Origin of the sequence: Nitrospirillum karajorum (assembly GCF_036348415.1) — a bacterium.
In the GTDB taxonomy this organism is placed as follows: Bacteria; Pseudomonadota; Alphaproteobacteria; order Azospirillales; family Azospirillaceae; genus Nitrospirillum; species Nitrospirillum amazonense_B.
Map to the genome: position 1 here is coordinate 2398881 of NZ_JAZBQB010000003.1, position 21469 is coordinate 2420349.

The following is a 21469-nucleotide window of genomic DNA, read 5'->3' on the forward strand; positions in this document are numbered from 1 at the left end:
CGTCCCGTGGACGCCGGTGTTTCGGGTGGGGGGAATGGGCCGGCGGCGGCGGTTTATCCCCGGCAAAATTTGCCCTATGCGGCTCTTCCCCACGGGTGGTAACAATAAGACAGGCCGCAGGCCCGCCAAACCGGCGGAATTGCCCCTTTTCCCGGTCCTTAAACCTGGGCTGGCGGGGCATCGGTCCGGATGCGCCGGGCGGCCGGCCCTGATTGCGGTGGCGGCACGACATGAAGATCGAAGGTCCTGGTTCCTCCCTCCCCACCAGCCAGACGCGCAAAACGCAACGGGCTGGTGGCGACAGCTTCCGCACCCATGTGTCGGAAAGCGATGGTGATGAGAGCGCCAAGTCGGTGACCGGCGCCCAGACCGCCATGGCCATCACCCCCCTGCTGGCCTTGCAGGAGGTGGACGACGCCCTGAACGCCAAGCGCAAGGCGCGCCAGCGGGCGGAGACGCTGTTGGACAAGCTGGAGGAACTGCGCCTGGGCCTGCTGGCGGGTACCTTCCCGCGTGAACGGCTGCAGGAGCTGGTGCGCATGGTGCAGAGCCGGCGCGACACCGTTTCCGACCCGCGCCTGCAAGAGGTGCTGGACGAGATCGACCTGCGGGCCCAGGTGGAACTGGCCAAGTTCGAATCGGCGCAACGCTGAGGACCGTTGTGCCGCTTCGCCGGGGCGCCGCCGGGGCTGGCCGGGCCGGCGCATCCCCCGGGACCCGTCCTTGGGCCAACCGCCCTATTCTCATATGCTTAATACCGGTAATCCAAATGGCTGGCCGCGCTCCCGCTTTGGGTGGGCGCGGTGACAATCGTCATTGCTATCAATAGCTTAAACCTGGCCTTGTGAGGCTGCGGTCAGTATTGCGGGTTGCGTGCGCTCTCCCTATACTCCGCGCCGTCTCGATCACACTGGATTCGGACCAAAACATATGTCGTCTCCGATACTTCCCCCGGATTACCACCCGTCCGAGGATGAGCCGTACATGAGCCCCGTGATGACGGAGTATTTCCGTCAGAAGCTGCTGCAATGGCGCGCGGAGCTTTTGAAAGAGTCCACTGAAACCCTGGTCAGCTTGCAGGATGGCGGGATCCAGGAACCGGACATCGCCGACCGCGCCTCCGCCGAGACCGACCGCTCGCTGGAACTGCGCACCCGGGATCGGGAGCGCAAGCTGATCAGCAAGATCGACGAGGCCATCGAGCGAATCGAACTGGGCGAGTACGGTTATTGCGAAGAGACGGGGGAGCCCATCGGCGTCCGCCGGCTGGAAGCCCGCCCCATCGCCACCCTGTCGGTGGAAGCGCAGGAACGGCACGAACGGATGGAGCGCACGCAGCGCGACGACTGAGGTGCTTGGCGGCGGTCTTCGAACCGCCGCCCCAGCTTTAGGCGCGATGCCTGCGCAGGACCGCCGACGGGGACTCGCCGAAAGCGGCCAGGAAGTCCTTGCTGAAATGGCTTAAGTCGGCGTAGCCGCAGGACAGCGCGATCTCGGTAACGGTGAGGGCGGCGGCGCCGCTTTCAGCCAGGCGCCGAGCCCGTTGCAGCCGTATCCGTTTCAGAAACTCCATGGGCGAATAGCCGCGGTGTTGCGCGAAGGCCCGGAAGACGCTGCGCGCGCTGGCCCCCGTCGCCGCGACGATGTCCTCAATGGTCAGCGGTTCCTCGGCGTGGGCCGCGATAAACTCCTCGGCACGGCGGACCTGCCAAGGGGCGATTCCCTGGGCGGGGCCTTCGAGACGGTGCTGATGGTTGTGCCGGGCCGTGACCAGCAGGGTTGTCACCAGCGCCTGTTCCAACTCTTTCAGAACCAGTTGGCCGGCTGGTCCTGACAGGTGGTCGGCCGCATTGGCCAGGTTGATCAGAATCCCTTTCAGCGTCTGCCCCTCGGGGGACTGGAGATCCAGGGGGGCGTCGAACCGCAGCGGCCCCGTGATCGCTTCACCGGCCAGCGAGGCAAGTTTGCGCGTCAAGGTGACGACGGGCACCCGCCAGGCGAATTGCTGGAAGTCCTGGTGGAAGTCGATCGTTGCGTCGGCGGAGGAGATGCACGCCATGGCTGGGGCCAAGGCGACGTCCGCGTTGGCCGTCCTCGTCACGCCATGTCCCGTCCAGGGCACTTGCAGGCGCAGGTAGGCCCCTTCGGAAAAACGCAGGGTGACGGGAAAATCATAAGCGCAGAACCAAAGGTCGCTTTCGGCTAGAGGGCAGTGGTTTGCCCGCATGTCGCAGGCCGGTGCGCCGATGGGTGCCCTCAAGGCGGTCGCCGCCAAGCGCCCTTCGGCGAAAGCGATGGCTTCGTCCACCGTCGAGGTCTTGAACGAGAGATGATGGGCCAGCGGCAGGCTTGCGCCGCCTTTGCTTATCCGTTCTGTGCTCAAGGGCGTGGCATCCTCGCGTTCGGTTAAACCAACCGCACACAATCCGCATAACGCTTATCATGCCCAAGTCGCCGTGACCACAGCGTGGGCAAAACCTAGCCGATTGGACTGCCTATTTGGCATTTTTTGCCAAGACCTGGCGCTACTGGCCAAGAAAGGTGATTGTTGGGTGGTATATAGTAAAAATTTATAATTGAAAAGCAGTAAAAATATTAATAACCTTTAACCAAACATGAAAATATCTATGCTTTCGATTACATACTTAATTATAGTGATCCAATATTTTCTTTAAACATGCCGTTAACGGATTTATGAGAGGGTCGTCTGGCGCGACCAATCGCCATTGAAATTTGTCAATGAGACATAATGACTCGGAATAGATTGGTCACAAAACAATTATTAGGAGGCTTCCTCATGTTTGGAACGCGTCGCACTCTTGAACTGGCGGGCAAGCTCGCCGCTTTGGACAAGTCCCAGGCCATCATCGAATTCGCCCTCGACGGTACCGTCCTGGCGGCGAACGCGAACTTCCTGAAGGCCATGGGCTATACATGGGGGGAGATCCAGGGGCGCCATCACAGCATGTTCGTCGAGCCGCAGGTCAAGGAGAGCGCCGACTACGCCCGCTTCTGGGAAGCGCTGCGGCGGGGTGAGTTCCAGGCGGCACAGTTCAAGCGGATCGGCAAGGGCGGGAAGGAGGTCTGGATCGAGGCCTCCTACAACCCGATTTGCGACCCGAGCGGGCGTCCGTTCAAGGTGGTCAAATTCGCCACGGACGTGACGGCGCAGAAGATGGAATACGTCAACATGCGGGGCCAAGTGGAGGCGATCAACAGGGCGCAGGCCGTTATCGAGTTCTCGATGGACGGCACCATCCTGACGGCCAACAGCAATTTCCTGGGTGCGGTTGGCTACACCTTGGACGAGATCAAGGGCCGCCATCACAGCATGTTCGTGGAGCCCGCGATGCGGGAGAGCGCCGAGTATCAGGCGTTCTGGCGGGACCTGCGGCGGGGCGACTATTGCGCGGCGCAGTTCAAGCGCATCGGCAAAGGCGGCAAGGAAATCTGGATCGAGGCGTCCTATAACCCGATCTTCGACCTGAACGGCACCCCCTTCAAGGTGGTGAAGTATGCCACGGACATCACGGCCCAGGTCCAGATGATGGTCGACCTCAAGGTGTTGATCGACCGTAACTTCGGTGAAATCGATCAGGCCGTGGCTCAATCCAGCCGCCAATCCGAGGATGCCGCCCACGCCGCGGGCGAAACATCGGGCGCGGTCCAGATGATGGCGTCCAGTGCCGAGGAATTGGCCGCCTCCATTCGTGAGATCGCGCAGAGCATGGCGCAGTCCCGGTCGGCGACGGACAGCACGGCCGAATTGGCCCTGCGCGCGGACGCCGCCACCCAGCGCCTGGCCGAGGTGGCCAAGTCCATGGAGGGGGTCGTGGACGTGATCCGGTCCATCGCGGGGCAGATCAATCTGTTGGCCCTGAACGCCACCATCGAGGCCGCGCGTGCCGGTGATGCGGGCAAGGGCTTCGCCGTGGTCGCCACAGAGGTGAAGAATTTGGCCAACCAGTCGGCCAGCGCCACCCAGAAAATCTCGGAGGAGATCGGGGGGATGCAGGCGGTCTCCGACGATGTGGTCACCTCGTTGGAAGCCATCCGGCAGTCCATCAGCGCGGTTCGGGAATTCGTGGCCTCAACCGCCAGCGCGGTGGAGGAGCAGAGCGCCGTGACCCGGGACATGTCGTCGAATATGCAGAAGACCGCCGGTGCCGTTGAAACGGTGACCCGCAGCCTTTCCAATATATCGGCCGCCAATCAGCAGGTGGGCCAGGCGGTGTCCCGGACGAAGGAGGCCGCCAGGATTTTGGCCCGCTGAGCCCAGCCTTTATCCTACCCTCATAAAAGAAGGGCCGGTGCATGCGACACCGGCCCTTTTTAGTTTGTTCGAGGTCAACAAGGTCCACAGAAGCCCCGTGGACAGGGGGACTAACAGGCGAAAATGGAAAGGGGAACCGGCATCGCCGGCGGCGGTGTGATGGGGAAACCCGGCGGCGGGGGCACCGCCGGATCGCTGGATATCGAAGAGCTGAGTTCGATCAGAAGGGCAGCAGCACGTCCAGCAGCTGCTGGCCATAGCGTTCCTGCTGCACGTCGGTGATCTGGCCGCGACCGCCATAGGAGATGCGGGCTTCGGCGATCTTCTCGTAGGAAATGGCGTTGGTGTTGTCGATGTCCTCGGGCCGGATGATGCCCTGGATGGTCAGCTCACGCAGTTCGTAGTTCACGCGCACTTCCTGCTTGCCCTGGATGACCAGGTTGCCGTTGGGCAGGACCTGGGTGATCAGGGCGGCGATCTTCAGGTCGATCTGTTCGGAGCGGGCGACGGTGCCTTTGCCGTCCGACGATTTGGCGCTGGAGGTGGACACCAGGCTGGAGGCGCTGGTCTTGGAATTCAGCACCTTGGGGATCTGGGCCTCCAGGCCAAAGAAATTGGGAATGCCCATGCTGTCGGAATTGGCGCGCGACCGCTTGGTCTCATCCGACACGTTGGCGCTGTCGTTGATGGAGATCGAGATGGTCAGGATGTCGCCGGTCTGGCTGGCGCGCTGGTCCTTGAAGAAGGCGCGCGCGCCCGGGCGCCACAGCGAGTTGGCCTGCCGCTCCAGCACCGGCGGGGTGGGCATGGGCATGCGCACCGGCTGGTAGCCCTTCTGGGTCGTCGGGTCGGACAGGTTGCTCATGTCCGGCGCCTTGCCGATGTTGTTGATGCGGTCGACGGCGCCGCAGCCGCTCAAGGCCACGGTGGCGACGGTGGCGATGAGGAGAGCGCGGATGGTGGAAGGCACAGGCATGATGTCTCTCCTCAATTCAGGGCGGTACGGGTGGTGCGGGTCGCGGCGACGGGGGCTTGGGCCGCCGGCTGCACCATGACCAGGTTGGGGCCGGCGACGCGGGCATCGATGGTCCGGTTGCTGGCGGTGTTGGTGACGCGGATGATCTCGTTGATGCCGCCTTCGGTCTGGGCGCGGCCCTGGACTGTCAGGGTCATGTTGCCCGACTGCAGCATCATGGTGACCACGGCGCCGCGGGTGACCACCACCGGCGCCCGCACCTCATCGGTGCGCACCGGCTGATAGGGGCTGGCGCCGTGGCGCACGGTCAGGCCGATCAGGTCGCGCGCCTCGGTCACCACGTCGCCGCTGATGCGGGTGCGCGGCACCTTGGTCCATTCCACATCGCTGGCGGCGATGGTTTCGCCCGGGGCGACGCGGCGGTTCAGTACCGGCAGGGTGACCATGACGGCCACGCGGGCGCCGAAGCTCTGGCGGATGACGGGCTCGCCCTTGGCGGGGATCACCAGGTCGCCGGTGGCGCGGCCGCGGGCGGCGTCATAGTTCACATTGGTGAAGCCGATGCTGCTGTCGCTGTTGGCCGGCAGGCGCAGGACGGTGCCGGGATTGTCCAGCTGCACCTCCATGCCCGCCGGCGCGCCGGCATCGGCCAGGGCTTTGGTGAACGCCGCCTGAATCTGGTCGGCGGTCACGTCCACCGACGGGCGGCTGACGATCACGCGTTCATTGCCGGCGGGCTTCCAATCGACGCCGTTGGCGGCGGCGATGCGCTCCAGCACGGAGGCGTCGTAGGTGATGCGGTGGCCGGGGGCGGGGGCCTGGCCGATGACGATGGTGGCCTGGTTGGGGCCCAGCGCGTCGAACAGGTCGCCCAGGTGGATGGTGTCGGCGTTGACATCCACATCGCCATGCAGGTCGGCGGCCGTGGCGGCGCCGGCGCTGAACAGGATGCTGGTGCCCAGCAGGATGGTGGCCAAGGCTTTCATGACTGTTCTCCGCTATCCGCCGTCATCACTTCATGTTGGTGATGGACTGCAGCATCTGGTCCGTCGTGGTGACGACGCGCGAGTTCATCTCGTAGGCGCGCTGGGCCTGGATCAGGTTGGTGATCTCGGTCACGACGTTGACGTTCGAGGTTTCCAGCGCGTTCTGGGTGATGCGGCCGAAGCCGGTGGAGCCGGGGACGGCGGTGGCGGGCTGGCCCGAGGCCGGGGTTTCCAGCAGCAGGTTGTCGCCGATGGCCTCCAGGCCCGCCGCGTTGGGGAAGTTGGCCAGGGTCAGCTGGCCGACGATGGCCGGGTTCACCTGGCCGTCGATCTTGGCCTGCACCTGGCCCGAGGCGTCGACCGAGATGTCCACCGCGTTCTGCGGGATGGTCAGGCCGGGGTTCAGCAGATAGCCGTCGGAGGTGACGATCTGGCTGTTGGCGTTCAGCTGGAAGGAACCGGCGCGGGTGTAGGCGATCTGGCCGTTGGGCAGCGTCACCTGGAAGAAGCCGTTGCCGTTGATGGCCAGGTCCAGGCTGTTGCCCGTGGTGTTGATGTTGCCCTGCTCGTTGATGCGGTAGACGGCGGCCGTCTTCACGCCGGCGCCGATCTGGATGCCGGTGGGGACGATGGTGCCGGCGTCGGACGAGTTGGAGCCGACGCGGCGCATGTTCTGATAGAGCAGGTCCTGGAACTCGGCGCGCTGACGCTTGAAGCCCGTCGTCGTCATGTTCGCGATGTTGTTCGAGATGACTTCGACGTTGGTCTGCTGGGCCTGCATGCCCGTGGCGGCGATGGAGAGGCTGCGCATGATCTGTGTCTCCTAATTCTTCGGCGTCACGGGTGCGTTATTGGGCTTTGGCGAGGTGGGTGATCGCGTTGCGGATGCGATCGTGTTCCTCTTCCACCAGCTTCTGGGCGATCTGGTACTGGCGCAGCACGTCGATCATCATTGTGGACTCGACGATGGGCTGGACGTTGGAGGCCTCGATGGCGCCCTGCGTCACCTGCGGGTTGGCCGAGGGGCGCGGCGTCTGGGTGGTGGTCATCAGGCCGCCGCCCAGGGTTTGCATCTGCTGCTGGTCGTCGAAGCTGACGATCTTCAGCTTGGCCAGCTGGGCGCGGTCGGCCATGACGGTGCCGTCGCCCTGGATTTTGATGTCGGTGGCGCCATCGGGGATGGTGATGCGGTTGTCGTTGGTGTCCAGCACGGGAAGCCCGTTCTGGTCCACCAGTTCGCGGCGGTCGTTCAGCTGGAAATTACCGGCGCGGGTGTAGCGGGGGCCGGACAGGGTCTCCAGCGTGAAGTAGCCGTCGCCCTTCAGCGCCAAGTCCAGGGTGTTGTTGGTCACCTGCAGCGCGCCGGCGCGGGTGTCGCGCATCAGGCCGTAGTCCTGGACGAAAGAGACCCGTTCGCCGCGGGCCGGCTTTTCCAGGTACTCCTGGAACAGCATGCGCTGCTGCTTGTAGCCCGTCGTGTTCATGTTGGCGATGTTGTTCGCCACCACATCCAGCTGCCGGGACAGCGCTTCCTGACGGGACAGCGCCACGTAAATCGGGTTTTCCATTTTCGCCTCGAACGCTGCTTCCGGTCGATGCCGGCCGCTTGTTAGTCGCCTCCCTATATGCAGGGGGCATGCCAACATTCGAGATTTAGGAAAATCAATAACTTATCTGGGTGCTGGGTCGGCATGACCGGCAGGGAAGGGCCGTTGCGGCAGTTTCTGCCGAACCTTGCCTGCCCCAGCCGCCCTGGGCGGCTGTTTTTACCCCATCCCCAAACGCGGACCGCCCGCCCCCCTAAGGGGGGCGGGCGGTCGAACCTTTGAACCCGGGCCTTGAACCCGGGATACGGACCGTTGGGGTCAGGCGGCGTCGGCCGCGACCTGCATCTTCACGATCCGGTCGGGGTCGGTGACGCTGCCGTTGTTACCGCGGCTGCCCTTCTTCAGGGCGTCGACGAATTCCATGCCCTCGGTGACCTTGCCCCAGACGGTGTACTGACGGTCGAGGAAGGTGGCGTCGTCGAAGCAGATGAAGAACTGGCTGTCGGCGCTGTCCGGGTTCATGGCGCGGGCCATGGAGCAGACGCCGCGAACGTGCGGTTCGGCCGAGAATTCCGCCTTCAGCTTCTTGCCGGAACCGCCAGTGCCGTCACCGGTGGGGCAGCCGCCCTGGGCCATGAAGCCCTCGATGACGCGGTGGAAGCTCAGGCCGTCGTAAAAGCCGTCGCGGGCCAGTTCCTTGATGCGGGCGACGTGGTTGGGGGCCAGGTCGGGGCGGAGCGCGATGACGACGCGGCCGGCAGGCAGGTCGAGATACAGGGTGTTCTCAAAATCCATTTTGGGAAGCTCGTTTTTGTGGTGGGCGCGTCCGTATCCGGCTTTGCCGGTCGTCGGACCATAGCGCCCCCGCCCGCCGATTTGAACCGCCCTTGTGGCGGAGCCGCCCCCTGCCTGTGGCAAGGTTGCCGGATGGGGGTGCCGAAATGGCCAGGGGGCAGGAACGGCAAGGACCTTGCATGGGAGGTCGATCGGGACCGCGTGATGGAGGTTCATGCCGGGCGCAGGGGGCTGCGTCCTGGCTTGTCCACCGTCGCCTGTCTTGTCACTCTCCACCATGGTTCCGGGTGCCACCGGGGCCGGGAAGGGATCGGTACGCCCTCATGTCCATACCCCCATTACGGCCGCCGCCTGGGATGCGGCCGCCCGACATCCGGGCCGCCAAGCCCCGGCGGCACCTGCCGCCTTGGGGCAAGCGATGGCTATGGGCGCTGCCGCCGGCTGGCCTCGCCGTCGCCGGGGCCATTCTGGCCGGTCGGCTGTTTTTGCCGGCAACGGCGGAGCCGCGGCTGGCGGCGGCCCTGGTCGAGGCCGGTTTTCCCCAGGCGCAGGTCACGGTGCGCCATGCCGGCTGGGGCTGGCTGGAGGCGGGCGTGCGCCTGCAACCCGGGCTGGAGGCGGACACGGCGCTGGTGACCTTCACCGGCCTGGTCCCGTGGGGCACACCCGCGCGCCTGGCCCTGACGGGCGTCAGCGTGGATGCCGGGCTTGTCGATGGCCAGGCCTTGGCCCGGCTGATGGACATGCCCATCGACCATGTCGAAATCGGCGCGGCGCAGGTGGTTCACGGTGATTGGTCCGTGCCGCTGGTGGTGAACGCCACCCTGGACCGGCAGGGACGGGGGGAGCGCCGACCGGCTGGCAGGGCCAGGCGGTGCTTGAACCGGGGGAAGGCTGGCCGGCATGCGCCCTGGCCCTGAACCTGTCCAGGACGCAGAATGGGCTCAAACTGACGGTGGAGCCGGCGCCGGGTGCCGGACCGCAGGTATCTGGCACCGTGGCCGCCGGTGGCGACAACACGACCAAGGCCGACTTGACGGTGACGGGCTTGCGGGTCCGCGATTGGCCAGGCCCCGTGGCCGGGCATATGACCGGCCAATTTGTGGGGCGGGGCGACACCGCCCGCTGGACGATCAGCGCCATCGTCGACACGCCCGATGCCCACCTGACGCTGGAGGGCGCCCGGCCCTGGGTGGGGGATCAGCATCCGGTGGGGACGGCAGCGGCGCCGTGGGGCGTGGTGGTCAAGGCCCAGGGAACCGGCACTCCTGCGGCCGCGGGTTGGAGCGGTTCCGGCCAACTGACGCTGACTGGAACCGCTGATGGGCGCGCGCTGGCCCTCGCCTTGTCGACGGAGGGGGTGACGGCGCCGGAATTGCCCCTGATGGCATCCTTCTTGAGCCTCACCGCGACCGCGACGCCGCGGGGCGACGGAGCCTGGACGTTGGCCCTGGTCGGTCCGGCGCAGGCCGGAGGGCGCTTGCGGGACGGACAGGGTACGCCCGTCAGCCTGGGCTGGGACCCTGGCGCGGATGGCCATCTGGCGGTGACATGGCGGGGTGGGCTGGGCAAGGAGCGGCGCGGCCATGTGGATGTGCAGGGTGCGGTGGTGGGGCGGCTGGGGCCGGCCAACGCGCCCCTGGTCGCCGGTGGCACCACCGACCTGCGTGCCGCCGCCGACTGGGACGCGGGCGGCTTGAGCACCCTGGAGGCCACCGCCGCCTCGCTGGCGGCCCCCGTGTTGCTCAACGCCCGCCTGGAAGGCGCGCACCTGTCCGCCGGCTTTGATCGCACCCATCGGGGCAGTCCCTGGCAGGTCACCCTGGATGGGGGCCGCGTGCAGGGGACCGTGCTGCCGCCCCTGGCCCTGGCGGTCACCCTGTCGGGCGATCCCGCCGGCACGCTGACGCTGGCCGGCCAGGCCCGGGGGCTGGGCACGCCGCTGGTCCTGGGGGTGAGTGGGCATTGGACGGCGGCGGATCAGCGGGGGGAGGCGGCGGCGGTGCTGGAGCCGCTGACCCTCTCGGCTGTGCCGGACCTGACCCAGTTGCTGCCGGGCGCCGGCTTGGCGGCACCGATAAGCGGGTTGGGCACCATTGCCGGTGGCGCCCGGCTGTCCTGGGACCAGGGGCGTTTGGCGGGCTCCGGCGATCTGCGGGCCGAGGGGGTCAGCTTGTTTGGGCCGCGTCTGTCCATCGACGGCCTGGACGGCCAGGTGACGCTGGACGGGCTGTTCCCGCTGCACAGCCCACCGGCGCAGCGCCTCAAGGCCAAGGCGATCGGCGCCGCGTTGGCGATGGGCGATGTCGGGGTGGAGTTCCAGTTGGCCGATGGCCGGGTATTGCTTCAGGGGGGTGATCTGAGCTGGGCCGGTGGTCATGTCCACCTGGCCCCCGACGAGGACGGGGGATTTAGCGCCACCGTCAGCGGGGTGGACCTCGCCCGGGCGCTGCCGGGCTGGTCGGCGGCGGGCTACACGCTCCAGGGCACGCTGGGCGGCCGTCTGCTGGGACGCTTTGAGGGGCTGACGCCGGTGCTGACCTATGGCGGGCTGGAAGCGGAAGGGCCGGGCCACATCGGTTACAGCGACCGGTCCGGGGGGAGGCCGGGATCCCCGTGGTCCTGAACCCGGACCACAACGGCAAGGTCGCCCTGGTCACCCGGGCGCTGGCCGACTACGACTACCAGGCCCTGACAATGCAGCCGACGGGACCCATTCTGATCGACCCGCGTGCGCGTCTATTGCTGCGCGGCGTGAACCCGGAATTCTACGGCGGCTACCCGGTCGACCTCGATCTTGAACTGGATGCCGGCGACCTGTCCGCCACCGGCATTCGGGAGCGGCATTAATAAGCAAGGGTCTTGGACCGTCGTAGGCCAACGATCGCGTCCGCCCTAGGTTTACAGGGAACAAAATGGGCTGCGAACCGAGAACAATTCAGCTGTCAACTCCCCGTGGTCGTGATGGTGAAGGTCAGTGCGCCAAAATTGTCACGCAGCCCCATGCCGTAGCGCCCGTCGAGATCGTCGTTGATGCATAGCGACAAATCGCCGGTTGGGCCGGGCTGCACGACATAAGCGCTGCCGACCAGGAAGGGCGCATTGTTGCCGATGCGCCCGATCATCGCTCCCTGCGGCGCAGTGGGCAGGGTATAGCCGGGCCTGGCCGATGGAAACTGCGGATAGCCATCGGGTCCGGTCGTGCCGTCCGCGGGATTGGCAGACCAGGAGCCGCTGACGAAGGCGAGGTGGGTGACCTGCTGTCCAGTCAGGGTCACGCCGGCCGCCTGCCAAGCCTGGTTGGCCTGGATGGCGATAGTAACCGGATAGAGGATGTTGACGGCGCCCTGGCTGTCGTTCGCCGGCAGGCCGGCGCCGACCAGAGCGGCCAGCATGTCCGCCCGGCTGGTGCCGGGCAGACCGGCAAGCACCGCCTCGGCCACGCCGAGCGCCGGCAAATCCGGGAATTGCGTATGGATGATCTGCGCCAGCTCGGCCGGCGTGAGGCTGCCCGGGAACACCTGCTCCAAAGCCTGCGCCAGGCTTTCCGGGCTGATCTCAAACGGCGGGGCACCGCTGCCGCCTGCGCACGCCTGCGCCACCAAAGCCGCCGCCGCAACAGGAGACAGGCCGGCGGCCTTGGAATTTGAGAGGGACTCGACCAGGGGGGAAATGTCCGACATCGTGAGAACTCCTCTGTTGGGGTGGGTCGGGGGCGCGGCCATTCGGTGGTTCAGGGGTAAGCCGCCACCAGCGCCTGCGCCAGGGTGTTGGGCGTGATGTTCGGGAACGCGGCATGCAGCCCGTCGGCCGTTCCGGCAGGTTCGTAGCCACCAACGGCCATCGCGATCGCCAAGGCCTGCGGGTCTAGCGTTGAGAAGGCCTGGATCAGCCGCAGGCCGCAGGCGGCGCCCGACAGATTGTCGTCGTGGCAACGCGCCGCCAACTGCGCCGCGGTCTGCGGCGGCGGCGGATAGGCGGCGGTCAGCGCCTGCGCCAGGGCGTTGGGCGTGATGTTCGGGAACGCGGCATGCAGCCCGTCGGCCGTTCCGGCAGGTTCGTAGCCACCGGCGGCCATCGCGATCGCGAGGGCCTGCGGGTCCAGCGTTGGGAAGGTCTGGATCAGTCGCAGGCCGCAGGCGGCGCCCGACAGATTGTCGTCGTGGCAACGCGCCGCCAACTGCGCCGCGGTCTGCGGCGGCGGCGGATAGGCGGCGGTCAGCGCCTGCGCCAGGGCGTTGGGCGTGATGTTCGGGAACGCGGCATGTAGCCCGTCGGCCGTTCCGGCAGGTTCGTAGCCACCGGCGGCCATCGCGATCGCGAGGGCTTGCGCATCCAGCGTTGGGAAGGCCTGGATCAGCCGCAGGCCGCAGGCGACCCCCGCCAAGCCAGCAGCATGACACGCGGCCGCCAGCTGTTGCGCCGATTGCGGCGCGGCCACCGTGACGCTTTGCAACGGGCTGATAGCACTGGCGACGACCGTGCCGGACCCTACGGGAGGCAGCGCCTGGACGGCAATGGACCAGCGTCCGGTCGGCACTGGGCTAGGCAGCGGAATGCGGCCCTGCTGGGGCGTTCCCGGGCTGGCCGCGACGCTCTGCACCCCCGTCTTGCCGGCTGGATCGGTCCAGTACAGCGCATAGGAGCCGCCGCCCGTGCCGGTCCACTGGGCAGTGATGGCGAGGGAACCGGCGTTGAGCGAGAGCCCGCTCGGCGTTGCCAGGCGGGTGAGGCTGAGCGGCGCTGACGGCGGGCTGCCGATGGCTTGCGCACTGCCCAGCGCCGTCACGGTCACGGCATAGGCGCCCGGCGGGTCGGTCGGGGCGAAGCTCAACGGCAGTGACGGGCCCTTTGCCATCAGCCGGGCCATCTTGCCGCCCGACAAATCGACGATATAGCCGCTGGCGCCGGTGACCGACTGCCAGCCGAGCGTCACCTCGACCGTTGGCGCGGGCGGGGCGGCGGCGGTGAGGGTCAGCCCGCTCGGCGCATTGAGATAGGTGACGTTGGTGTTGACCGGCGGGCCGGTACCGGCCGGATTGCTTGCCGTCACCGCGACGGTGCAGAGGGCGGGCAGCGTCTTGGGCGGCCGCGCGTTGGCGAAGGTGTAGCTCGTCGTGCTGTAGGACAGCGAACCGCTATCTGCCAATATCACGCCGCTGGGATCGCTGAGCGTCGCGCGGTAGGAATGCGCCCCGCCGATGAGCCACCAGCTGGCGGTGACGAGGGAGCCGTCGATGGCGATGGCGAGATGGGTCGGTGCCGCCGGCGGTGTCGAACCGCCCCCGCCACCACCGCCGCCGCTGCCACCGCCGCCGGAGAAGATACCGGCCACGCCGGCGACGACCGCCGCCACCGAGACGCCCGCAGTTCCCAGGCCGGAACCCGCCGCCGCCGAACCCGCCTCCGCGCCGGCCTCCGCGCCGCCGCCCGCCAAGCCCAGGCAGGCCAGGGTCGCGGCATAGTTCACCGCCTGCTGACCGGCCGTCAGGACTAAGAACTTGGCGGTCGCTTCGGGATCGTCGAGCAGCGCCTGAACGAAGGATTCCGCCGCCGCCCCGATGGCGTCGATGATCACGGTCCAGAGATAGTTCGGGCTACTGCTGTCGAGTGTGACGTTGGAGGGGATGGGGATGACGAACGCGTTCTTCAACTTGACCGTGGCGAATTGCGTGCCGGCAAAGCTCAGCGAGTAGCTGATGTCGAGGTGGAGGCGGAGCCCGCCGTCGTCGGTGCTGAAGCTCGGCACCATGCTGTAGCTCTGCGTCAGCAGCTCACCCTGGATGAAATCGGCGATCGCCCCGCAGCCGGACCCTTTCTTCGCGGACATTGTCGTCAGGACCGAGATGAAATCGATCAGGTCCTGGACCGCCTGGATCGCCGGCCAGTTGGTGACCTGGAAGCCGGTGTCGGCGCTATATGAAAACGACAAGGAGTCCGACGTCTTCAGCAGCGGCGGGTAATTCCGCGTCGGCGACAGAGTCGTGGTGATCCGCAGATTGTTCCGCGCGTTGCGCGTGGCAGTTACAGTGGCATTGACGCCGAAAGGCTCCGAGAAGAACAGCAGCGCCCCGCTGAACCCCATGCTGCCCCGGCTGCCGCCGGTGCTGATGGAGAGCACCGGTCCCTTGGTCGCGTCGCCCTGGCGGGTGATCTGCAACACATAGATGTCGATCGGGTCGTCGATATCGATCGCGGCGGTAACGCCATTGCCGTTGACCACGACCGTGCCCGCGACATCAATGCTGTCCAGCAGCGTCAGGACGAAGGTGGCTGCGAGGTTGAAGCCCTTTGCATAGGTTACCTGGGTGGGGTTGGGCGGCACCAGCGCGCCCGTCCCGCCGCCCGGTGGCGTCGGCACCGGTAGCACGGTCGGGCCGGTCCCGTCGTTCGACAGCGTCAGGGTCAGCGGTCCGCTGGTGTTGTTGTAATAAACTTGGCACCCGGCCAGTAGCGTGAGGTCAATCAGCGACGAGGGCCAACTGCCGTTCGGGATGCACTGGTCGAACAGCGTGGAGATTGAGGCCGACTGGGTGAAGACGACGCTGCCCAGCACCGGGGTCGAACCCTGCATATAAAGCAGGCCGGTGAAGACCAGGCCGGCGAAATCACACGTGCCGCGCATCATGAACTGCGCGGCGGCCTTGTTCTTGCCGTAGGGGTAATAGAGGTTGAAAGCGAGGTCGCTGAACGAGACGTTGGTAAAGGCGCCGCCGAACAACGATGAAAGATCGGCCTTACCCTCGGCCGTGATGTCGGCCGTAACCGCTTGCACGCCGCTGTCGGACAGGATATCGCCCTTGAAGGTGAAATCACTGCCAAACAGCGACAAGGCAACCGTGCCGCTGACCGCGATCCGGGTCGAGGCAGCGACGCTGTAATTGAGGACGATATCCTGCAGCGTGAAGATATCGAAGAGCTGGACCTTGCCGTCGAGGCTGATGCTATAGGTGGCGCTCTTGATCGCGGTCGCCGCCTTGGTGTTCGACGTGAAGGTGGCGGCCAGCGAGATCGCGGTGCCGCTCGCCACGTTCATGTCGACCAGGCTCGAAAACAGGCCGGCATTGCCGCTGCCCAGATCGATGGTCAGCCACAGGCTGGTCGTGTTGGTTACCGGCGTCGCGGTATTCGCCACGCTAGCCGGCACGGGAGCGTTTGGGAAGGCTGCGCTCAGCACCTTGCCGGGCGAGCCCCCGGCCTGGTCGGAGAAGGTGAAGAAGCCGGCCGACGCCACCGTCAGCGAATGGCCGGCCAAGCCCAGATCGAAAGCCTGATTCAGCGCGGCGATGATGTCGAGATCGGTAATCTCGGCATAGATCAGGCTGTACCCGTTGGCGATGACCAGAGTGCATCCGGTCGTGAAGTCGAGACGCCCCCCGAAGATCTCGGAAAATTCAAAAGTCCCACTGACACCGACCTGCATGGCATCGGTCTTCCGCGGTGGAGGCGAACGGCGGGGCGAACCTCCGGCCCGCTCCCGTGCTGCCGGGCGTGGCGGTGCTAGGGTCAGGTCGAGCTGAAGGTACCCTTGCTCGGGTCGAAGGTGCCTTCCGACACGACCACGTCGAGTGCGGACACGATGTTGCTGCCGGCCGCTGCGGCGATCAGGTCGGCGGGCGGAGCGATCGCGACATAGACCTCGCTGGTGCTGCCGACGGCGACCGTGAGAAGCGTGGTCAAATTGGTCGGCGTCGTGGTCGGGGCGGACGTGACCTTGAACAGGAACGGCGCCGCGCCGGTCGGGGCGGCGGTCGGCAGGCTCATACTGGCGGTATAGGTGTTGCTGTCGATGTTAAAAACGGCGTTCAGTTGGACACCAATCGGCATGATACCCTCCAGACTCGGCTCGGTTTTGCGCAGGGAGCGGTACAGTGAACAATTATAAATCGTTATAAAAAGGAACCACTCCCGGTATGCGAGTTATTTGATGATATATTCATTCAAAAGTTTATTCAACTAGGGATTATCAACCTCGACATTGGGACGACATGCCACAGCACATGGCGACAAATCTGCTCACGCCGCGCGCGGGCCATCGTTAAGGAGTGGTCGCATTGGGTTTTACGGGCATGGCGCTAGTATCTCTGCACGGAGGTTTTGACGAATTGGGGGTGGACCGCCGCGGGATTGGTGAGGGCGGGGCTAGTGGGATGAGGTCCCGGATGCGACGCGCGGCGTTGGCTCGTGCTTTAGGAAGCTGTTTCGTTTGAGCGTGAGCGCCATCTGACGAATAAATGGAGCAGTGACGCTCAACTATCGCAGCATGCTGGCTGCGGTGGGCGGCCGTCCGAGCTGTCGCACAAGGGAGGTGGCTTCCCAGGCTTTCTGAAGCCCCGCCCCATGGCGAAGAAGATGCAGCCCCTTGTGATCCTGGAAGCCGGCATCCAAGGCAGATCCAGTGTCTCCGCAAGGTGGTCCGGTCCAGGCCATGGGCTTGGCCGGCATACTCGAGAGCACAAGCCGCGGACGCCCGCGCCCGGCGCTTCAGGGACCTTTACGGGAAGGGGCAGTGATCGCCGACGACGTCGACGAAGGAGCGTGAGCCGGGGCTGATCTTGAAGCGGTATTCGGTGTCATCGATGATCACCGAATGCTGTAGCGGCAGCATACCCGTCGTCTGGGTTTCCTTGCCGTTCTTGTCCGTGAACTTCAGGGTCACGGGCTTGGCCGGATCGAACCAGGATTGCGGCGCCCCATCGGGGCTGCGCGAGGTGGCGCCTTCGCCCGAGACGGTGATGGCGCCATCGGCGAAGCCGGCCGAGGTGTTGGGGCCCTTGTACAGGGAGGTCGACAGCACGAAGCGCTTGGTCTCCGCCTTGCCGCAGGAACGCGGGGTGCCCGTCTGCTCGATGATCAGGGCCAGGCGGCCGGCATCGACGCCCTCCACCATCTTCTTGGCCAGCAGATCCTTCAGCCGGCCCAGGTCACCGGTCGGCACGTCGCGGTCATAGCGCACCTGCAGCTCACTCACCCGCACCTCGGCCGTCTGCAGGGCCGCCTGCAACTGGGCGACCTTGCGCTCGGTCTCTTCCTTGGAGGCCTGGGCCTGGTTCAGCTGGGTTTGAAGGTTCTGTTCCCGCCGGATCAGCTGTTCCTGTCCCACCTCGTAACTGAAGGCGCAGGCCACGCCGACAACGCCGGCCAGCAGCAGGAACTTGCCCAGACGCCCCCAGAAACGGCGGCGGGCCCGGCGGCTGTAATCATAGAGGCCATAACTCATGGTGGCGCCAACACCCAGCAGATAGGTCAGGGAGAACAAGGAATTAGTAAGCCCGGGAAACGATGTCTCCCGGGCCTGACCCTAGCGGGGCCGCCCCGCAAACTCAAGCGGCTGTCGGCCTTATACCGTCGGCGGCGGCGGTCGCCGTCGACACCAACCATGACCAAACGGATTGGGTCTCAGCCGTTATGGGGCAGCGCCGCGTTGATGGCGGCCTTCAATTCCGGCGATTCCGGCTCCACCCGGCTGGGGAAGGCGGCGATCAGGGCGCCCTCGGGGCTGATCAGGTACTTGTGGAAGTTCCACTTCGGCGCCCCCTTGGCGGCGCTGGCCCATTTGTAGAAGGGGTGGGCCTTGTCGCCCGTCACGACTTCCTTTTCCGTCATGGGGAAGTCGATGGCGAAGGTGGATTCGCAGAAGTGCTTGATTTCCTTGTTGCTGCCCGGCTCCTGGTCCAGGAAGTCGTTGGCCGGCACACCCAGCACCACCAGGCCCTTGTCCTTGTAGGCGGTGTAGAGCGCCTCCAGCCCCTTGTACTGGGGGGTGAAGCCGCAGAGCGAGGCGGTGTTCACCACCAGGATGGCCTTGCCCTTGAACTGGCTGAGCGGCAGCGGGTCGCCATCGATGGAGGTGAACTTGTAGTCATAGGCGGAGCCGGCGGCGGAACTGGGCAGGGCCGCGGCGGCATCGCCCCGTTGGGCGGTGACCAGGCCGGTGGCGGCCATGCCAGCGACGGCCAGGGCGGCGAGGGCCAGGCCCCGGAACAGGGAACGGCGGTTAGGCGGGGAAGCGGGCATCGGTTCTCTCCCTCGGGGTGGGCGGGCCCCTGCCGGGAGCCCGCCGGATCGCGATACGGAACTATGGGCCCGATGCCCGCCGACGCCGATGCGTCAGTGCGCGGTGCCGGTGAAGGCCGGGCTGACGAACATGCCGAGCTTGTTGAAGATCATGCGGAAGTAGATGCGGTTACCCGACGCGATGCCGATGCGCTGGGAATAGTCGCGCTCCATGATCAGCGAGAAGGTGTAGCAGTCGTCCTGATAGGTCGTGGTCAGGCTGGTGGACACGGGCCCGCCGCCCTCGGCCAGGTTGTACCGGGTGGACAGTGCCACCGTGTAGTATTTCAGGAAGGACGAGCTGACGCCGCCGCTGACTTCCTGAAGGTTGGTGGTGGTGTCGGCGACCGTGCCGTTCTGCAGTTCCAGCTTGTTGATGTAGAGATAGCTGCCGGACACGCGGAAAATCGACGGGCCGAACGACCCGGTGAAGTCATGCATGCGCTGGGCGCCGGTGGTCGGATCCAGGCGGAAGCCATAGCTCACGTCCATCCAGGGGCTGGGGGTCAGCTCCAGGCGGCCGACGTAGTCCGACTGACGGCTGTACAGGCCGGAATTGACCGCGAAATCGGTGTTGTGCTGCAGACGGTAACTCTGGCCGAAGAACAGTGTGCTGCTGCCACCGCCGTTGCCGTACACGCCGGCGCGAATGCCGTAGGTGACGCGCTGGCCGCCATCCAGGAGGTCGACGCCGGGATAGCGGCTGAGGCGGAACAGGTTGGTGGAATCGAATTCGATATCCTCGCTGTCCTCGTTCGGCAGGTCGCGGCTGTTGTGATAGTTGGGCGCGGCGGTGAAGGCCACGATGGGCTCGATCATTTCCGACACCGTGCCATCGTCGCGCACGAAGGGCAGGCGGGTCATGATCTGGCCCTGGGGGAAGATGCGGAAGCGGTTGAAGCTTTCGCGGTCCCCGGTGACGCTGTTCTCCTGGTTGGCGATGGAATAACCGTCGGTGCGCACCAGGGCGTTCACCGTCGTCACCATGCCCAGGCTGTTGGTGTAGTCACCCTGCCAGCCGGCGACCTGCGAGGCCCGGCGGGACCGGGTGCCCTGCTCCCGCCATAGGTCCAGGATCTGGGCGTCATAGGACCAGCGGCCGCCCAGCGTCTCACCCGGCTCGCCCATGGCGCTGTAGGTGATCAGCGGCAGGGCCACCGGCTCTTCCAGCGTATTGGCCGGGCGCAGGTCCTGGAAGCCGTAAATGCCGGCGTTGAAATAGTCGCGGCCGGCGAAGCGCTCGGTATACAGGCGGCTGGTCAGCAGCTGTTCGGAACTGTAGCTGTAGCGCAGCAGGAAGTTGTCATCCGTGACGCGGTTGAGGTCGAAGCCCCAACGCCAGGCGTCATCGATGTCAAAGCGCCCGATGCCCTGAACCCAGCCGCGCAGCTCTTTGGGGCTGATGGTGCCGGTGCTCGAGCTTTGGGTGTTTTCGGCGTAGGTCGCGGCGCCCTGCACCTCGAAATAGCCGTTGGTGAAGCGCTCCCGATACTTGCCGCCGATCAGCAGGCCGTCATTGGCGCTGGGCGTCAGGTCGAACAGCAGGTCCTTGTCCGGCGAGATGTCGTAATAATACTTGACCCGTGCGAACATGCCCAGGTTGCTGCTGTAGCCGATGGTGGGCGTCAGGAAGCCGCTGCGCCGATCCACCGAGGGATCGGGCATGGAGAAGGCGGGCAGGTAGGTGATGGGAACGCCCGCCACCTCGATGGTGGCGTCGCGGAAGTAGATGTCGTGCGACGTGCTGTCGTGCGTCACCTGCTTGGCCCGGATCTGCCACGTGGGCGGCTGCGTCGGATCGTCCTCGCACAGCTTGCACGGGCTGTAGGTCCCGCGGGTGACCCGGGTGTAGCGGCCGTCGATGCGCTCCGCCTGATACCCGGCCAGGCGGCTGTTGTCCTGCAACAGCATGCGGGACTGGTCGACGAAAGCCTGCTTCTGGTCCTCCGTCAGCTCCGCGTAATCACCGAACATGACCTCGCCATCCGGCTGAATCATGACCACGTGGCCGCTGGCGGTGATGACGTTCGTCCGCTCGCTGTAGCTGATGGTGTCGGCCAGGACGACGTGGCCGCCCTGCGACAGCTGGACATTGCCGGTGGCCGTGGTGATGCCCAGCTCGTTGTCGGTATCGACCTGGTCGGCCTCCAGCAGAACGGGGGGCTGGTCCTTCTTGGGGGGCTGTGTGGCCGCCTGCGCCCCAGAGGGGGTGGCCCCAGGGGGCGTGGCCGCTGCCGGCTGTTGTTGCGCCAGCGCCGTGGTCGACAGCAGGCCGACCATCAGGGCACCGATGACGGCGGCACGCTTGCCTTGGGGCCGGGTCGTCAGCGGGGAGGCGATCAGGGGGCATGCGTTCAACGGGACACACTCCTCAACGGGTCGCCCAGGGTTTCGTCCAGGGGCCCGCCGATAAGGGTGGGGCTGCCGCCGTTCCAGGCCATGTGGCCGATGTCCTTGCTCCGCTTCATGGATCACCTTCTTGCCCATGCCGTGGGCCAAGTCAACACGGCTGGCCCGTTCCACGGGCGCATCTCCCGATATCGTCGGCGTCCGCCGCGCGATCCCGGTCCGCCGGCGGACCGGCGGGAGTCTCAGGTGAACGCCTTGAAGGTGATGATGGTGAAGGTGTCCTTGACGCCCGGCAGGGTCTGCAGGCGCTGGGTGACGAAATGGCCGATATCGGCCCCGTCCGCCAGATAGCACTTCATCATCAGGTCATATTGACCGGAGATGGAGTACACCTCGGACACCTCTTCCAGGGTCTCCACCGCCGAATCGGCCACGTCATAGGCCTTGCCCAGCTCGCACTTGATCTGCACGAAGATGGTCTGCATGG

At 65.9% G+C, this 21469-nt stretch carries 19 protein-coding genes; 6 read left to right on the forward strand and 13 right to left on the reverse strand.

Going from position 1 to position 21469, the window contains the following annotated elements; genetic code table 11:
• Positions 1–230 precede the first annotated feature (230 nt).
• The gene (locus UCD39_RS24895; protein WP_330498313.1) at positions 231–653 is read left to right on the forward strand and encodes a flagellar assembly protein FliX; all 423 of its coding nucleotides are present in this window, start codon (positions 231–233) and stop codon (positions 651–653) included.
• Between the two features lie 277 nt (positions 654–930).
• Positions 931–1350: an RNA polymerase-binding protein DksA gene (dksA, locus tag UCD39_RS24900; RefSeq protein ID WP_145730085.1), complete on the forward strand. Its 420-nt coding sequence runs from the start codon at positions 931–933 to the stop codon at positions 1348–1350.
• A gap of 37 nt (positions 1351–1387) precedes the next feature.
• Here the strand turns inward: dksA and UCD39_RS24905 are convergent, their stop codons facing one another.
• The gene (locus tag UCD39_RS24905) at positions 1388–2383 is read right to left on the reverse strand and encodes an AraC family transcriptional regulator (RefSeq protein ID WP_330498314.1); all 996 of its coding nucleotides are present in this window, start codon (positions 2381–2383) and stop codon (positions 1388–1390) included.
• Positions 2384–2797: 414 nt separating this feature from the next.
• On the opposite strand from UCD39_RS24905, the gene UCD39_RS24910 reads away from it, so the two are divergent.
• Positions 2798–4273 (forward strand): methyl-accepting chemotaxis protein, encoded by a 1476-nt coding sequence (locus UCD39_RS24910; protein ID WP_330498315.1) that lies wholly within the window; start codon positions 2798–2800, stop codon positions 4271–4273.
• 220 nt (positions 4274–4493) lie between these two features.
• Here UCD39_RS24910 and flgH read toward each other — a convergent pair whose 3' ends face one another.
• From flgH to UCD39_RS24935, 5 genes are all read right to left on the reverse strand, one after another.
• Complete coding sequence (gene flgH, locus UCD39_RS24915; RefSeq protein ID WP_330498316.1) at positions 4494–5249, reverse strand: flagellar basal body L-ring protein FlgH; 756 nt, start codon at positions 5247–5249, stop codon at positions 4494–4496.
• Between the two features lie 11 nt (positions 5250–5260).
• On the reverse strand, positions 5261–6235 hold the full coding sequence (gene flgA, locus UCD39_RS24920; protein ID WP_330498317.1) for a flagellar basal body P-ring formation chaperone FlgA: 975 nt from the start codon (positions 6233–6235) through the stop codon (positions 5261–5263).
• 25 nt (positions 6236–6260) lie between these two features.
• Positions 6261–7046 carry a flagellar basal-body rod protein FlgG gene (gene flgG / locus UCD39_RS24925; RefSeq protein ID WP_330498318.1) on the reverse strand — a complete coding sequence of 262 codons (786 nt, stop codon included), beginning with the start codon at positions 7044–7046 and terminating at the stop codon, positions 6261–6263.
• A 37-nt stretch (positions 7047–7083) separates the two neighbouring features.
• Positions 7084–7803, reverse strand: a complete 720-nt coding sequence (gene flgF / locus UCD39_RS24930; RefSeq protein ID WP_145730091.1) for a flagellar basal-body rod protein FlgF — start codon at positions 7801–7803, stop codon at positions 7084–7086.
• Positions 7804–8100: 297 nt separating this feature from the next.
• Positions 8101–8577, reverse strand: a complete 477-nt coding sequence (locus UCD39_RS24935) for a peptidylprolyl isomerase (protein ID WP_330498319.1) — start codon at positions 8575–8577, stop codon at positions 8101–8103.
• 356 nt (positions 8578–8933) lie between these two features.
• Between UCD39_RS24935 and UCD39_RS24940 the strand changes: the two genes are divergently transcribed.
• Genes UCD39_RS24940 through UCD39_RS24950 form a run of 3 tightly spaced genes read left to right on the forward strand, consistent with a single transcriptional unit; the run spans position 8934 to position 11427 of the window.
• Positions 8934–9497 carry a hypothetical protein gene (locus tag UCD39_RS24940; RefSeq protein ID WP_330498320.1) on the forward strand — a complete coding sequence of 188 codons (564 nt, stop codon included), beginning with the start codon at positions 8934–8936 and terminating at the stop codon, positions 9495–9497.
• Positions 9452–11203, forward strand: coding sequence for an intermembrane phospholipid transport protein YdbH family protein (locus UCD39_RS24945; RefSeq protein ID WP_330498321.1), 1752 nt, complete (start codon positions 9452–9454; stop codon positions 11201–11203). The genes UCD39_RS24940 and UCD39_RS24945 overlap by 46 nt, the downstream gene beginning before the upstream one ends.
• Complete coding sequence (locus tag UCD39_RS24950; RefSeq protein WP_330498322.1) at positions 11194–11427, forward strand: intermembrane phospholipid transport YdbH family protein; 234 nt, start codon at positions 11194–11196, stop codon at positions 11425–11427. Before UCD39_RS24945 ends, UCD39_RS24950 begins: the two co-directional genes overlap by 10 nt.
• 95 nt (positions 11428–11522) lie before the next feature.
• On the opposite strand, the gene UCD39_RS24955 is transcribed toward UCD39_RS24950, so the two are convergent.
• The 7 genes from UCD39_RS24955 to UCD39_RS24985 form a co-directional block, all read right to left on the reverse strand.
• Complete coding sequence (locus tag UCD39_RS24955; RefSeq protein ID WP_330498323.1) at positions 11523–12260, reverse strand: hypothetical protein; 738 nt, start codon at positions 12258–12260, stop codon at positions 11523–11525.
• 50 nt (positions 12261–12310) lie between these two features.
• A complete protein-coding gene (locus UCD39_RS24960; RefSeq protein ID WP_330498324.1) occupies positions 12311–16000 on the reverse strand; it encodes a hypothetical protein in 3690 nt (1229 codons plus the stop codon).
• Positions 16001–16083: 83 nt separating this feature from the next.
• A complete protein-coding gene (locus UCD39_RS24965) occupies positions 16084–16404 on the reverse strand; it encodes a hypothetical protein (RefSeq protein WP_330498325.1) in 321 nt (106 codons plus the stop codon).
• A gap of 667 nt (positions 16405–17071) precedes the next feature.
• Positions 17072–17836 carry a PilN family protein gene (locus UCD39_RS24970; RefSeq protein ID WP_145730094.1) on the reverse strand — a complete coding sequence of 255 codons (765 nt, stop codon included), beginning with the start codon at positions 17834–17836 and terminating at the stop codon, positions 17072–17074.
• A 140-nt stretch (positions 17837–17976) separates the two neighbouring features.
• On the reverse strand, positions 17977–18594 hold the full coding sequence (locus UCD39_RS24975) for a glutathione peroxidase (RefSeq protein WP_330498326.1): 618 nt from the start codon (positions 18592–18594) through the stop codon (positions 17977–17979).
• Positions 18595–18687: 93 nt separating this feature from the next.
• Complete coding sequence (locus UCD39_RS24980; protein WP_330498327.1) at positions 18688–20991, reverse strand: LPS-assembly protein LptD; 2304 nt, start codon at positions 20989–20991, stop codon at positions 18688–18690.
• 233 nt (positions 20992–21224) lie between these two features.
• Positions 21225–21467, reverse strand: a complete 243-nt coding sequence (locus UCD39_RS24985; RefSeq protein WP_330498328.1) for an Lrp/AsnC ligand binding domain-containing protein — start codon at positions 21465–21467, stop codon at positions 21225–21227.
• Positions 21468–21469: the final 2 nt, after the last annotated feature.

Bases quoted from the DNA above. Each gene is read 5' to 3' on its own strand.
- UCD39_RS24895 (WP_330498313.1), top strand. From the start codon at position 231: ATGAAGATCGAAGGTCCTGGTTCCTCCCTCCCCACCAGCCAGACGCGC.
- dksA (WP_145730085.1), top strand. From the start codon at position 931: ATGTCGTCTCCGATACTTCCCCCGGATTACCACCCGTCCGAGGATGAG.
- UCD39_RS24910 (WP_330498315.1), top strand. From the start codon at position 2,798: ATGTTTGGAACGCGTCGCACTCTTGAACTGGCGGGCAAGCTCGCCGCT.
- flgH (WP_330498316.1), bottom strand. From the start codon at position 5,249: ATGCCTGTGCCTTCCACCATCCGCGCTCTCCTCATCGCCACCGTCGCC.
- flgA (WP_330498317.1), bottom strand. From the start codon at position 6,235: ATGAAAGCCTTGGCCACCATCCTGCTGGGCACCAGCATCCTGTTCAGC.
- flgG (WP_330498318.1), bottom strand. From the start codon at position 7,046: ATGCGCAGCCTCTCCATCGCCGCCACGGGCATGCAGGCCCAGCAGACC.
- flgF (WP_145730091.1), bottom strand. From the start codon at position 7,803: ATGGAAAACCCGATTTACGTGGCGCTGTCCCGTCAGGAAGCGCTGTCC.
- UCD39_RS24935 (WP_330498319.1), bottom strand. From the start codon at position 8,577: ATGGATTTTGAGAACACCCTGTATCTCGACCTGCCTGCCGGCCGCGTC.
- UCD39_RS24940 (WP_330498320.1), top strand. From the start codon at position 8,934: ATGCGGCCGCCCGACATCCGGGCCGCCAAGCCCCGGCGGCACCTGCCG.
- UCD39_RS24955 (WP_330498323.1), bottom strand. From the start codon at position 12,260: ATGTCGGACATTTCCCCCCTGGTCGAGTCCCTCTCAAATTCCAAGGCC.
- UCD39_RS24960 (WP_330498324.1), bottom strand. From the start codon at position 16,000: ATGCAGGTCGGTGTCAGTGGGACTTTTGAATTTTCCGAGATCTTCGGG.
- UCD39_RS24965 (WP_330498325.1), bottom strand. From the start codon at position 16,404: ATGCCGATTGGTGTCCAACTGAACGCCGTTTTTAACATCGACAGCAAC.
- UCD39_RS24975 (WP_330498326.1), bottom strand. From the start codon at position 18,594: ATGCCCGCTTCCCCGCCTAACCGCCGTTCCCTGTTCCGGGGCCTGGCC.
- UCD39_RS24985 (WP_330498328.1), bottom strand. From the start codon at position 21,467: ATGCAGACCATCTTCGTGCAGATCAAGTGCGAGCTGGGCAAGGCCTAT.